Source organism: Corallococcus sp. CA041A (genome assembly GCF_003612075.1).
Classification (GTDB): domain Bacteria; phylum Myxococcota; class Myxococcia; order Myxococcales; family Myxococcaceae; genus Corallococcus; species Corallococcus exiguus.
Genome location: NZ_RAWF01000017.1, coordinates 19,356 through 31,411 on the forward strand (window position 1 = coordinate 19,356; position 12,056 = coordinate 31,411).

Here is a 12,056-nt window from a genome sequence, read left to right on the forward strand (position 1 = left end):
ATGGACCTTCTCCTGTTGTTTCAGTGAAGCATGAGGCCCAGATCTAGTAGGAGTTGTAAGACTCCGAGCGCACCCAGAAGGTGGCGCTGTAGTTGACCGGCTCGGCCGCGAAATGGGTGACCGCGTACCAGGGCCAGCGTGCCGTGTTCGGGTTCGCGAGCGCGATGCCGCTGCTGGACACCGCGCCGAGCTGCACGAACGTGACCGGATCCTCCAGCGACGCGGACGCGCTGCACGTCGTGCCCACGCACGACACGTAGATGCCAATGCGCAGCTTCCACACGCCGTTCAGCGCCGCTTTGTCGAACGACACGCAGTGCAGGATGTCCGACCCGTAGATGTCATTCCAGGCGAACCGCTCGATGGCGAACTCCACCTTCGAGTCCGACGGGTCCGCGGGGCAGCTCGGGTGCGACGCGGTGTCGATGCGCCCCAGCGCGATGCCGATGCCACCGTTCGGTGCGTTGGTGCCGAACGCGCCGCTGGAGGTGAAGGGTTGGCCGTTCGCGGAGCCGCTGATGGCGATGTGCTCGCTGCTGGACTGCAGCAATTGCGTCGCCGCGACATCCACTTCGATGTACTGCGAATCACCCACCGCGCCCGCCGGCTTCATGGCCGCTGCACCCAGGCGCGACGCGCCACAGAGTCCCGGTGCGCAGGGTGGGGTGAGGGAGAAGCTCGTTTGCGCGGACGCGGACGCGCCCCAGGACATCACCGCCACGACGAGTCCCCGAATCAATGACATGCGCATGGACGTTTCTCCGGTGAGCTGGCCCCGGGATGGGGGGCATGACTCCGGGATAGCACGGGCTCCAGGCTCAATTCCTCCCTACGCATCGCCACCGTAGGTTTCCCGCGACAAGGCAATGCGAGTACGCTCTTTCGAAGCAGCGATTCCCCACCGTTGTCATGACTCCCTGAACGAGGAGCGTAAAGCCATGAGAACCCAATTGAAGAAATCCGCTCTGCTGTCCTTGTTGTCCGGGCTGCTGGTGGTGGCCTGTGGCGACGTCCGCGACTCGAGCCCCACGACTGGGGATTCGCCCGTGGGCACCTCCGAGGCCGCGGTGTGCTCCGACGGGAGCTGTACGTGTATCGCGCCGGATTGCGACGCCCTGAACTTCACGAACTGCGGGAATGGCGGCGGCACGACGGCGTGCTCCTGGTTCGACGGAAGCACTTGCAGGACCGCCACCTGCAGCTGTTCGAACAGGCGATGGGTCTGCCCTTGAGGTGACCGCGCCCCTCAGCCAGGACCCGCCAGGCGCGACAGCTCACGCCACTTCAGCATCGAGCGGCGGAAGTGTTCCTCCGGTGGGTCCTCGATGCCGAAGGTGTGGAGCATCACGGGGCCGTCGTAGCCGGCCCGGCGCAAGGGGAGCAGGTATTCGGTCCCCACGTCGAGGCTGCCCCGGTCCAGCGGTTGGATGACGTCGGACCAGGTGGAGGCGTTCGGGTCGAACTCGCGCGCGGCGCCGTGGACGCTCACGAGGGCGAGCTGGGGGGCGGCGGTGGTGATGATCTCCGCCAGCCGGTCCCGGTTGCCGGCCCTGAGCTCGTGGCAGAGGTGGAGCGAGGTCTTCAAGCGGGGACGGTCGACCGCGGCCATCAGCGCGAGTGACTCCTCGACGTTCTCGATGGCCTCGCCGTCGTGCGGGTACAGGACGACGTCCACGCCGTGCGCGGTGGCCAGGTCCACCACGTCACGAACCGAGGCGACCATGGCCGTCTTCGCGTCAGGAGGACCGTTCAGGATGAGCCACAGCGCGGTCCGCCTGGGCGCGAGCGCCGCCAGAATCCCGTTCAGTTCCTCGCGGTCCCAGGCCGTGTCGAAGGGCAGGCCGAAGAGGACGGCCGGAAGATGCACCCGCCCCGCCTCCACCGCGGGCTGGCGGGCATAGCTGTCAAAGGCCTCACGGCCCGGCCAGAACAGCGTCACCCCGGAGTATCCGAGCGAGTCGAGCAGCTCCACCTGCGCGGCGACCGGCCGCGACTCCAGCGTGAAGTTGAACGCACCGAGCGGAGCCTCGGGGGGGCCCAAGCGCCGTGGCTCGGCGCAGCCCACGAAGGCCAGGAGCAGCAGGAAAGCAGTCGTCCGCATCGTCACGGGATTGAACTTCGAGGGAAGGGGGACAATCCAGGTCTGCATTTGCGCTTCAGCGCCAGTGATACAGGAAAGACGCTCCGGGAACGAAGGCGGGGGTGTCCTGGTGCTGCAATTGCGTTCCGGCGAGGATCCCCAGGTCCACGGACCACCGCGGCCCCATGAACCGCGCGCCCGCCGTCGCGAAGGCGAACGCGTCGGACATGGCGGGCACCGGTGAGATGGCGACTTCCCCCGCGAAGCCCCAGTGCTCGCTGACTCGCAGGAAGCCTCCCAACATGGGCAGCACCATCAATCCCCCGTTGTCATCCCGGGCCCAGACGTAGATGGGTTGGACCGTGAAGGAGAGGTTCGCGTCGGCCGTCCCGTAGGTGAGGGTGCCGTAGGCGGCGGCGGCGTTGTGAAGCCCCTGCGAGCCAGGGAAGTCGCTGTCATAGGTGCCGCCCTGCATGCCGAACGCCAGATGCAGCTTCTCGGTCAGCGGCGTGGACACCTTGATGCCCCCCATGAGGCTGAAGGCCGTGTCGCCGTACACCAGCTGGAACGGGGTCGCCGTGGCCAGGTGCACGGACACGCGCTCGCTCAGGCCCACCTGCGCGACGGTGACGAAGAACGCCTCCTGTCCGACGAAGCCCTCTCCCGCATGCAGCGGCAGCGCTGTTGAACCGAGCAGCCCGCGCGTGCGGGTGGGGTTCTCGAACCAGCCTTCGGCGGACGCAGCGCCAGGGACGGCCAACGACAACAGGAGCAAGCAGATGAATCGTGGTGCCATGATTTCCCCCTTGGCTCAACGCCAGTGAAACAGGAACGAAGCCCCGGGGAGCACGGAGGGTTTGTCCGTGTCCTTCCATTGCTGCTCGGCGAGGAGCCCCAGGTCCAGGGACCACTGGCGCCCCATGTACCGCGCGCCCGCCGTCGCGAAGCCGAACGTGCCGCTGATGCCAGCGACCGGTGAGAGCGCGACCTCCCCGGCGAGACCCCATCGCTCTCCCAGCCGGACGAAGCCGCCCAGCATGGGCAGGACCATCAGGCTTCCGGAGTGGTAGGTCCCCCAGGCGAAGAAGGGCCGGACCGTGAGCGACACGTGTGCGTCCGCGGTCCCATAGGTGAGAATGCCGTAGACCGAGACGGCGTTGAGCGTGTCCAACAGATAGAGGCCGGTGTCGAAGCTGCCGCCCTGGACGCCGAACGCCAGATGCAGCCGCTCTGTCAGCGGGCTCGAAACCTTGATGCCTCCCAGGAGGCTGAAGGGGACGTCGTCGAAGGCACGGCCCATCGAATAGACGAAGCCGGCCGATGCAACGCTCACCGACACGCGTTCGCTCAAGCCCACCTCCGCGACGGTGAAGAGGAGCGCCTGCTGTCCGACGAAGCCCTCTCCCGCATGCAGCGGCAGCGCCGTTGAACCGAGCAGTCCGCGCGTGCGGGTGGGGTTCTCGAACCAACCCCGGGCCGATGCCGGAGCCAGCTCCTCGGCGCTGACGGAGGCGCCAGGGAGGGCCAACGACAAGATGAGCAGGCAGATGCGATGTGGCGTCATGGGTCCCCCGTCGTGGTGGCGGCCCCATACGCAACCACCATGCCAGGGAGGCCCTGCTCAGGAGTCGGGGAGCCGGTGCTCCACCGCGGTCAGCGGAGTGCTGACATGCGAGTCATGCCGCCACGGATTCCCAGCACGTGGCCGTGCTGACCCGGGCAGAGGCTCTTCCCAGCGCTTTGCGTCTCCGGCGAATCAAGGCACGTAGGCGATGCAATCAATCTCCACGCGCAGGCCCGCGTCCGGAAGCGCGGAGACCTGCACGGTGGTTCGCGCGGGCCGGTGACCGGCGAAGACGCGCTCGTAGACGGCGTTCATCCGGGCGAACTCCTGCATGTCCACCAGGAAGACGCCGCAGCGCAGGACGTGCTGGAGGCTGGAGCCGCCGGCCACGAGGATGCGCTCCAGGTTGCGCAGCACCTGCTCCGTCTGCGCTTCGATTCCGTCGGCCTGCACGCCGGTGGAAGGGTCCCTGGCCGCCTGGCCGGAGATGAAGAGCAGCCGGTCCAACTGCATGCCGGGAGAGTACGGGCCCGCGGGCTTGGGCAGTCCAGGCGCGAGGATGGGCTGATGCTTCGCTGACGTCATGGGTGTGTCTCCTGTGTCCGACAGGGGCGCCTGCCGGGTCTGCTGACGCAGCCCGTTCTCCCGGTGCGGATTCCCACACCGGGCGGCGATTCCCGGCAGGACAATGGCACGCCTAGAGTGCGCGTCCATGCGCGGGTGCTTTGTCTTTCTTGCAGTGCTGGGGCTGTTGTCCGGATGCAGCCACTACGGCCTTCCTCCTCCCAACGCGAACCATGGTCACCTGACCATGGCGATGGACGCCTACCTGCGGCACAAGGCCTCCTATCCGTATCTCCTGGATGCGGAGAACTTCGGGGTGCCCGTCCTCCGCAGGGCGGAGACCGATGCTCCCGCCCTGGAGTTGGACGCCGCACAGGCGGCCCTCGTCCACGAAGAGGTCGTCCGGACCTTGAAGGGCAAGCCCACGGAAGGCGAGGTCCTCCGGGCGCTGGGGGACCTGCGGGCCGCGTGTGACGCGGGCCATGAGCCGGCATGCACGTACCTGGAGAAGGAGTTCCAAGCGCCCAAGCGCGGCGAACACCCGTTGAGGTACCCGGATGTGAAGAAGCTCCCGGGGGGCGTCGAGTTCGCGGTCGTCATCGTCCAATGCCATATCTCCGCGGACGGGCGGATGCGGGGCTGCGATGTCATCGAGGACGGGGCGGGGGAGTTCTCACGGAGCTTCATCGAGCAACTGGGCGCGCACCCCTTCCAGCCCGCGACGCTCGCCGGCCACCGGTTCGCCTCGGAGTACCTGTTCGCCGTCACGTGCAGCAGGGGAGGGAACTACAAATACAAGCTGCCCCTGGAGCAGAAGATGGGATGGGCCCGGCTGAGGGTGTCCCGCTTCCCGGAGAGCTCGGCGGCCTGGATCAACCTGGCCATGCAACTCGCCCTGCACGAACCCCAGGCTCCGGAGTATCCGGAGGTCATCGAACGGGCATACGCGCTGGCGCCCCGGGCCCGGTGGGTCGCCACGGAACATGCGTGGCGGCAGGTCGAGGCGGGGCAGTACGCCGCTGCCCTTTCAGCCATCCGCCCCGCGCTGCATGACTCCGAGCAGCGGGAACACCCCAATCCCTACGTGCTGGAAACCGCCGCCGCAGCGCATTTCGGGCTTCATCGGTGTGCGGAGGCACTGGCCGCGCAACGGCAGGCCGTGGACGAGCTGCCCAGCGAGTGGCCCTCCCCTGAGCGTGAGCGCTTCAAGCACAGGCTCCAGGAGTACGAAGCCACGTGCGGTGCGGCCCCGGCCGTCAGCGCAAGATGAAGCGTGACAGCCAGTCCGCCGCGTCGCGGGTCGCCTCCTGCCAGTCCGCTTCTCGCATCATGTGGCCGGACTCCGGGAACTCGCGGTGGCGCAGCCGCTCCGGTGCCTCGGCGTAGAGGGGCTTCAGCTGCTCGTGGAGCGCCTTCGCGGGACCGGGAGGCACCACGTCGTCCTTCCCTCCGGTCTGGCTGAAGAGGGCCGTGGGGAAGAAGCGCTGCGGGTGCCGGTGCGGGCTGGCCGGTCTGGGCAGGCCCCACTCCGGTGAGCCGAGGAACGGCACTGCGGCGCGCAGCCGCGGCTCCCGCACGAGCGCCGCGTAGGTGATGTATCCGCCCAGGGAGACACCGCCGATTCCCAGGCGAGCCGGGTCCGCGCCGTGTTCCCCCACCAGCGCATCGAGCAGGGCGGGCACCTCGCTCGCGGTGGCCTCGACCACGTCGAGGAACTCCTCCAGCCCGCGGGGATTCCCATCGGCGAAGCGCGCGTCGAAGTCCGGGAAGCGGCGCTCGCCGTGTCCCACGGCGTCCACGCCCACCGCGAAGAGCCCCTGATCCGCGAAGAGCCGCAGCTCGCGCTCGTGGACCTCCGTGCCCCCGCCCAGCCCGTGGAAGAAGAGGACCACGCCCCGACGGAGCGCTTCCTGCCTCGACCCCTGGTGGACGCCCATCACGGGAGCCCGGGCCAGGACGAAGCGCGACGTGTGGAGACTCATGGTCAGACTCCTTTGTGGCGAGGGCACTTGCCGCGAAGTGCTAGACCCCAGGATATGCTCCCCGAGAAGATCTACCTCATCGACCGCTCACCGCAGTTGGTGCGGGCCTGGACGGAAGCCTTTGATCCGTTCGACTTCGTCGCCGTGCGGGAGGAGGACTTCTTCGCCATTCCGACGGACGCCATGGTCAGTCCAGCCAACAGCTTCGGCATCATGGACGGCGGACTGGACCTGGCGATCCGCGACACCCTGGGCCTCCAGGTCCAGGAGGCCGTGCAGCGCGCCATCCTGGCGGAGCACCATGGCGAGCTTCCAGTCGGCGCCGCGGTGGTCGTCCCCTCCGGCGACACGCGCTGGCCGTTTCTCGTGGCCGCGCCGACCATGCGCATCCCGGAGAGCATCGCGCAGACGGTGCACGCCTATCTCGCGTTCCGCGCCGTCCTGCTCGCCGTGAAGCGCCACAACCAGTCCGCGGGCGCTCAGGCCATTCGCACCCTGGTCTGCCCGGGGCTCGGCACCGGCATCGGCGGGATGGATGTCCGGCGTTGCGCCGTCCAGATGCGGATGGCGTTGATGCACGTCCTGGATCCCGCGCGCATCCCCTCCTTCCGGGACATCCACCTCGTGCACCGCGCGATGCGCTCCGTCTAGGACGGAGCCTCTCTAAAATCCGCGTGACATCTCCGGATGATGCATTGCGCACGCGCGCGGCCGGGGGCACAAGGCGCGCGGCGGTCGCCCGTCGCACTCCCGCGCCAGGCCACCGTTCGCCGGAGGGGAAATGTCCCGCATGTGCCTCATCGCCGCGCTCATATGGCTCGCGGCCTGTAACACGCAGGTTTCCAACCCTGAGGAGCACGCGGCCCATGAACAGGTGGTTCAGGGCGAGCTCGAAGTCCGGGTCGTGGATGCGCCGTCGTTCAAGGCGTCACGCGAGGAGTTCTTCCTCTTCGTCGGGGACAAGCATCTGCCGCTGGTCTTCACCGGTGGAACACCGGAGGGGTTGCGCAGCGGTCAGCGGGTAACGCTGCGCGGGACCCAGGGGGAGCAGCGCTTCATGGCCCGGAGCGTGGACGTGGACCGCCACGCCGCGGCCGTGCAGGCCACTTCGGGCGAGTGTGGCGTCACCGGGGTGCAGCGCAGCCTCGTCATCCTCGCGGCCTTCCCGGGCATGCCCCAGCCGGCAGCCACCCCGCAGGGAATCCATGATGCGTTCTTCTCCACCACGCAGCGCTCGCTCGCGACCTACTGGAGTGAGGTGTCCGAGGGCCGCACCACGACCACGGGCAACGTGCGGGGCTGGTACACGCTGGACCGCGCCTATTCCTGCTCGGAGACGGACGCCATGCGTGACGCGGCCGTGCGCGCGGCGGACGCGGACGTGGACTTCCGGCAGTACGACCGCATCTTCATCGTCCACCCCAATCCCACGCAGGGTTGCGCCTACGCGGGGCAGGCCACCTTGTCTTGCGGACAGGTCGCGACGGCGGATGGCACCGTGACGGCCTCCATGGCCTGGCTCGTCGCGGACTGGATGACGAGCCACGACACCGCAGTGAAGCTGGTGACACATGAGGCAGGTCACAACCTCTCGCTGAACCACGCGAGTTCGCGCGACTTCGGCGCGCAGCCGCTGGGCATGCCGGGCACCCTGGGGACCATCGACGAGTACGGGGACCTCTTCTCGTCGATGGGCGATTGGAACCTGGGCCACTACGCGGCGCCGCACAAGGCACGCATCGGCTGGTTGGATTCATCCGCGGTGGCCCAGGTGGAGGGCACCGGCGGCACCTTCACGCTCGCGCCGGTGGTGGCGTCCGGTGGACTCAAGGCGCTCAAGGTGCGCCGGCGCGCTGGTGCCAACGACTGGCTTTGGGTGGAGTACCGCCGGCCCGTGGGGTTCTTCGAGTCGACGTTGGCGTCCCAGGTGTTCGGCGGCGCGCTCATCCACCTGGAGGACGCGGACACGCGGGATGGCACCCACCTGCTCGACTTCACGCCGGGGACGTCCTCCTGGGGCGACCCAGCCCTGTTGCCGGGCACGACGTGGAATGACCCGTACAGCGACCTCTCCCTCACGGTGGATGCGGCGACGGCCGCGGGGCTGACGGTGAGCATCCAGTACCGCACGACGACCTGTGTGCAGGCCGTGCCCGAAGTGCGGGTGACGCCCCTGGAGCCGACCTTCTGGCCCGGAGCGCGGCCGGAGTTCGCGCTGGAGTTGATCAACCGGGATTCGGCCGGCTGCGGTCCGAGCACCTTCCAACTCTCCGCCATCGTCCCCCCGGGCTGGGGCTTTGACCCGCTGCCCGCGCAGCGCACGGTCGCCGCCTCCAGCACCGACACCCTGGGCCTCCAGACATATGTGCCCTACAGCACGCCGCCCGGGCTCTACACGGCGGGTGTCACCATCACGAGAGGCAGTCAGAGTGTGCAGGGCACTGCCACGGTGGAGGTCGTCGAGCGTTGCATCGCGACGCCGCCCACGCTGTCGCTCTCGCCCGCGACCGTGACGGCGGCCCCGGGCTCGGACGTCACGTGGACGGTGAGCGTCATCAACAACGACTCCGCCTCGTGCAATTGGGTCTGGTACGACTTCTGGAGCACCCTGCCGGATGGCTGGGACACGTCCTTGTCTGACTGGGGCGTCAACCTGCCTCCGGGCGGCGACTACACCTTCACGATGACCAAGACCGTGCCTCCAGGCGCGCGCGGCACGCACACCGTGGACCTGATCATCAATCAAGATGAGTTCGGCATCGCGGCCAGTGCCACGGCCACGGTGAACGTGGTCGGCAGCGCGCGGTGACGGAAGCGGCGGTCCGCGTGCACCTCCCGACGCGGACCGCCTGCCTCTCCCTGTTGCCACCCGGCGCGTGCCGGGTTCCTCCCTACGGGCCGAAGCGCTGCCGGTACTCAGAGGACGTGATGAGTCCGTTGACGACGCCCCTGTAATCCCCCGTATCGAGCAGGTACCGGTACCAGAAGAGGACGCCGTCGGGGTCGCGGGTGCGTTGGAGGAACTTCCAATAGACGTGGTTGAGGAATGCGTCGTCGTAGTTGGGCGATGACGGGTTGAGCTCGGGGTACATCGACTGGCTCTCCGGCGACCGGAGCATGTCGAGCGCGATGGTGGCCCGGGTGGAGGCCACGCACGTCGGGTCGCCATTGCACGCGTTCAGCAGACCCAGATGGTAGTTCCACCCGGAGGTGTCTGGCTTGCGCTTGAGCACGTCGTAGTAGAGCTGCTGCACGAAGAAGCTCGACTGGGCAATGGGGTTGGCCGCTCCGTAGCTGACCGCGGCATTCACGGCGGCGGTCGCGTCGACGATGCCAATGCCGCACCCCATGCAAGCCGCCGGGAAGGGCCTGGACGTGGAGCGCAACAACGAGGTCACCGCGTCGACTCGCAAGAATGGGTTGGCCGACAACATCAGCGCCGCCACGCCCGCCACGTGCGGCGCGGCCATGGAGGTGCCGGAGCTGTAGTCATACGTGTCGCTCCCCGGGACGGTGGTGCCCGAGTTGTACGTCGAGAGGACATTCTCCCCGGGCGCCGCGAGCGCCACCGTCGGACCGTGATTCGAGAACCACGACCGGGCGCCCGATGCATCCAGCGAGGCCACGGCGACCACCCCCGGGCAATTGGCCGGCGCGGAGTTTGCGGCGTCAGTGCCGCTGTTGCCCGCGGCAACAACCACGACCGCCCCCCGGAGCCGAGCGCTGTCGATGGCATTGGCGTAGGTGTAGTTGCAGGCGCCGGGGCCCCCCAGCGACAGATTGATCACGCGCGCGGGAGTCGTGTTGTCAGGCACTCCGGCGACCGGCGCGCCCGCGGCCCACTGGATGCCGTCCGCGATGTCAGACGTGTAGCCGCCGCACATGCCAAGCACGCGCACCGGCAGGATTCTGGCGCCATGGGCCACGCCCGCGACGCCCAGGCCATTGTTCGTCAGAGCGCCGATGGTGCCGGCCACGTGGGTGCCGTGCCATGAGCTGGTCTGTCGATTGGGATCGCTGACGCACCAGTCGCCCGGATCCCGCGCATCGCCGTCGCGCCCATCGCCGTCATTGGGATTGACGGCACCACCCCAGAAGGGAAGCGTGACGAAGTCGTATCCCCCCAGGAGGTTGGCGGCCAGGTCGACATGCGGGCGATACCCGGTGTCCACCACCGCGACGACCACGCCGGCCCCTCGGGCGCGGTCCCACGCGGCGGGGGCGTTGATGCCCGGAAGGGAAGGGGAGAGATTGGGCTGGAAGGCGTAGAGCGGATCATTCGGCACCAGCGTGGGCCGCATGATGAGGTCCGGCTCGGCGTACTCCACCTCCGGGTTGGCGCCGGATATCCGCTGGGCCAACGCCAGGGCTTCCTCATACGCCATCTTCCGGTCCACGGCCCACACCTGCGCTCCCCGCCCGTCGGTGCGCAGTTGCCGGGCGCCCAGTCCGCGCTGCAGGGCCACGTCCATGACCTGGCGGCTTGCCAACCGCGCGGCGTCGGCGCTCTTCCGGGCCGCGGCATGGTCGCGGTAGCGGACGATGATGCGGTCCGTGGGATACGGATCCACCGCCCGGGTTTGCTGGCCCGAGGACCCGAACGCGAGCAGGGGCGTCAGCGTCAAAAAGGCAGCCAATCCCCTGGCGCGAGGATGAAGTGAAGAATGCACTGTCATGGCAAGGGTCCTTGAGAGGATGGGGGGCTGCCATCGAACCAGAAAGGGCCTCCAAGGCGGTATCGGAAACAGGAGGGTCAGTTCCTCGTGAACGTGAACTTGAATTCCCTCTCAAGAACATCCATTCGCGTGGCGAGCGAGTAGTTGTCCCGGGCCTCCAGGTCGTACTTTCCGGCGTAAAGCAGCCCGACCGCCTCATTCGTCTCGGCATCGACCCAGACGGACCCCGAGTCGCCATGGTCGGCGACGGCGCCGCCTGCGAAGGGCATGATGACGAACTGCACGCCCTTGTCATTGGTGACAGGGGACTGGATTGCCTGGATGATCAGCATTCTGTCGTCGAGATGATGAACCCGCCCGTAGGTGACTCCGGTCACCGCCCCTGACTTCTTCACGATCATGCCGAGGCGTGGGGCCACTGCTGGCCCAATGAGATACGGCGGATTCCCACGGGCGTAGAAGCTGAAGTTGACGTTGTCTTCCAAGGGGCAGATGGCGACATCCAGCGCCTTGTTGGCAAGCATCGGCGTCGCATAGGCGATGACACGCGCCAGGCGATTTCCACCCCCGCCGTACTTGGGGTGGAAGATGGGGAGCAACTTGTTGGTCGTGGCCTTGGTCCACCAGGCCGGCAGCGGCCTTTCGTACAAGGTTGCTCGCATGGGCATCCGCTGCTGGAGCTCCTTCTGTTGCTCGGCCTCATCCGAAAACGCGACGTGGTGGTTCGTCAGAAGGCAATTGACGCCTCCAATCTGGACGAACGCACCCAGGGTCCCTTTGTCCGCGATGGTCGCACCACTGATGGACAGCCCGGGAGTCACCTGGATGTGAGTCTCTTCAGGCGGCGCGGGCTTCCTGTTGAGCGTCGTTGGCATTGCGTCCTTGGGGATGGAATGGGGTGCAGGAGGGGCGGCAGCAATCCATGTGCCAGCGCGGGCCGGCTCGTGGAGGATGGGCTCACACCGGGAGCGCTGCGTCCGAGGATAACGCAGCGCTGGCCGGGAAGGACGCGCTTCGCTGGGGCGTCAGCCGTACAGCTCACTGAGCGGTCCGGGCGCGATGCGCGTGCTGAACTCCAGCCCGAGTTGAAGTACGAGTAGGAGCTGTCGCTGGCGCGCTGGCCCTCGTCGTCGAACCCGGAGGTCTTCGCGGGGTCGTCCTTGAAGCCCAGGGCCAGGTGCTCGTAGCCC

11 protein-coding genes are annotated in these 12,056 nt (G+C 67.9%); 3 read left to right on the top strand and 8 right to left on the bottom strand.

Going from position 1 to position 12,056, the window contains the following annotated elements; translation table 11 throughout:
• Window positions 1-43: 43 nt before the first annotated feature.
• The 5 genes from D7V77_RS05400 to D7V77_RS05425 form a co-directional block, all read right to left on the bottom strand.
• Window positions 44-751, bottom strand: a complete 708-nt coding sequence (locus tag D7V77_RS05400) for a hypothetical protein (RefSeq protein ID WP_120575197.1) — start codon at window positions 749-751, stop codon at window positions 44-46.
• A 495-nt stretch (window positions 752-1,246) separates the two neighbouring features.
• The gene (locus tag D7V77_RS05410; RefSeq protein WP_158624335.1) at window positions 1,247-2,101 is read right to left on the bottom strand and encodes a sugar phosphate isomerase/epimerase; all 855 of its coding nucleotides are present in this window, start codon (window positions 2,099-2,101) and stop codon (window positions 1,247-1,249) included.
• Window positions 2,102-2,156: 55 nt separating this feature from the next.
• Complete coding sequence (locus D7V77_RS05415) at window positions 2,157-2,876, bottom strand: hypothetical protein (protein ID WP_120575200.1); 720 nt, start codon at window positions 2,874-2,876, stop codon at window positions 2,157-2,159.
• A 15-nt stretch (window positions 2,877-2,891) separates the two neighbouring features.
• Window positions 2,892-3,644 (bottom strand): hypothetical protein, encoded by a 753-nt coding sequence (locus D7V77_RS05420; RefSeq protein WP_120575201.1) that lies wholly within the window; start codon window positions 3,642-3,644, stop codon window positions 2,892-2,894.
• A gap of 192 nt (window positions 3,645-3,836) precedes the next feature.
• Window positions 3,837-4,229, bottom strand: coding sequence for a RidA family protein (locus D7V77_RS05425; RefSeq protein WP_120575202.1), 393 nt, complete (start codon window positions 4,227-4,229; stop codon window positions 3,837-3,839).
• A 127-nt stretch (window positions 4,230-4,356) separates the two neighbouring features.
• Here D7V77_RS05425 and D7V77_RS05430 point away from each other — a divergent pair, with 127 nt between their 5' ends.
• A complete protein-coding gene (locus D7V77_RS05430; RefSeq protein ID WP_147451987.1) occupies window positions 4,357-5,478 on the top strand; it encodes a hypothetical protein in 1,122 nt (373 codons plus the stop codon).
• Here the strand turns inward: D7V77_RS05430 and D7V77_RS05435 are convergent.
• A complete protein-coding gene (locus tag D7V77_RS05435) occupies window positions 5,465-6,190 on the bottom strand; it encodes a S9 family peptidase (RefSeq protein ID WP_120575204.1) in 726 nt (241 codons plus the stop codon). The two genes, D7V77_RS05430 and D7V77_RS05435, sit on opposite strands and share 14 nt — an antisense overlap.
• Before the next feature lie 54 nt (window positions 6,191-6,244).
• Between D7V77_RS05435 and D7V77_RS05440 the strand changes: the two genes are divergently transcribed.
• Together D7V77_RS05440 and D7V77_RS05445 are read left to right on the top strand one after the other, a co-directional pair.
• A complete protein-coding gene (locus tag D7V77_RS05440; protein WP_120575205.1) occupies window positions 6,245-6,841 on the top strand; it encodes a macro domain-containing protein in 597 nt (198 codons plus the stop codon).
• A 130-nt stretch (window positions 6,842-6,971) separates the two neighbouring features.
• Window positions 6,972-8,999: a zinc-dependent metalloprotease family protein gene (locus D7V77_RS05445; protein WP_120575206.1), complete on the top strand. Its 2,028-nt coding sequence runs from the start codon at window positions 6,972-6,974 to the stop codon at window positions 8,997-8,999.
• Between the two features lie 82 nt (window positions 9,000-9,081).
• Here the strand turns inward: D7V77_RS05445 and D7V77_RS05450 are convergent, their stop codons facing one another.
• Window positions 9,082-10,815, bottom strand: a complete 1,734-nt coding sequence (locus D7V77_RS05450) for a S8 family serine peptidase (RefSeq protein ID WP_199733741.1) — start codon at window positions 10,813-10,815, stop codon at window positions 9,082-9,084.
• 128 nt (window positions 10,816-10,943) lie between these two features.
• A complete protein-coding gene (locus D7V77_RS05455) occupies window positions 10,944-11,741 on the bottom strand; it encodes a hypothetical protein (RefSeq protein ID WP_126933034.1) in 798 nt (265 codons plus the stop codon).
• Between the last annotated feature and the right edge of the window lie 315 nt (window positions 11,742-12,056).

What these genes read in the sequence shown, in the direction of transcription:
- D7V77_RS05410 (WP_158624335.1), bottom strand. Translation starts at nt 2,101, where the DNA reads ATGCGGACGACTGCTTTCCTGCTGCTCCTGGCCTTCGTGGGCTGCGCC.
- D7V77_RS05425 (WP_120575202.1), bottom strand. Translation starts at nt 4,229, where the DNA reads ATGACGTCAGCGAAGCATCAGCCCATCCTCGCGCCTGGACTGCCCAAG.
- D7V77_RS05440 (WP_120575205.1), top strand. Translation starts at nt 6,245, where the DNA reads ATGCTCCCCGAGAAGATCTACCTCATCGACCGCTCACCGCAGTTGGTG.
- D7V77_RS05455 (WP_126933034.1), bottom strand. Translation starts at nt 11,741, where the DNA reads ATGCCAACGACGCTCAACAGGAAGCCCGCGCCGCCTGAAGAGACTCAC.
- D7V77_RS05420 (WP_120575201.1), bottom strand. Translation starts at nt 3,644, where the DNA reads ATGACGCCACATCGCATCTGCCTGCTCATCTTGTCGTTGGCCCTCCCT.
- D7V77_RS05445 (WP_120575206.1), top strand. Translation starts at nt 6,972, where the DNA reads ATGTCCCGCATGTGCCTCATCGCCGCGCTCATATGGCTCGCGGCCTGT.
- D7V77_RS05435 (WP_120575204.1), bottom strand. Translation starts at nt 6,190, where the DNA reads ATGAGTCTCCACACGTCGCGCTTCGTCCTGGCCCGGGCTCCCGTGATG.
- D7V77_RS05430 (WP_147451987.1), top strand. Translation starts at nt 4,357, where the DNA reads ATGCGCGGGTGCTTTGTCTTTCTTGCAGTGCTGGGGCTGTTGTCCGGA.
- D7V77_RS05415 (WP_120575200.1), bottom strand. Translation starts at nt 2,876, where the DNA reads ATGGCACCACGATTCATCTGCTTGCTCCTGTTGTCGTTGGCCGTCCCT.
- D7V77_RS05400 (WP_120575197.1), bottom strand. Translation starts at nt 751, where the DNA reads ATGCGCATGTCATTGATTCGGGGACTCGTCGTGGCGGTGATGTCCTGG.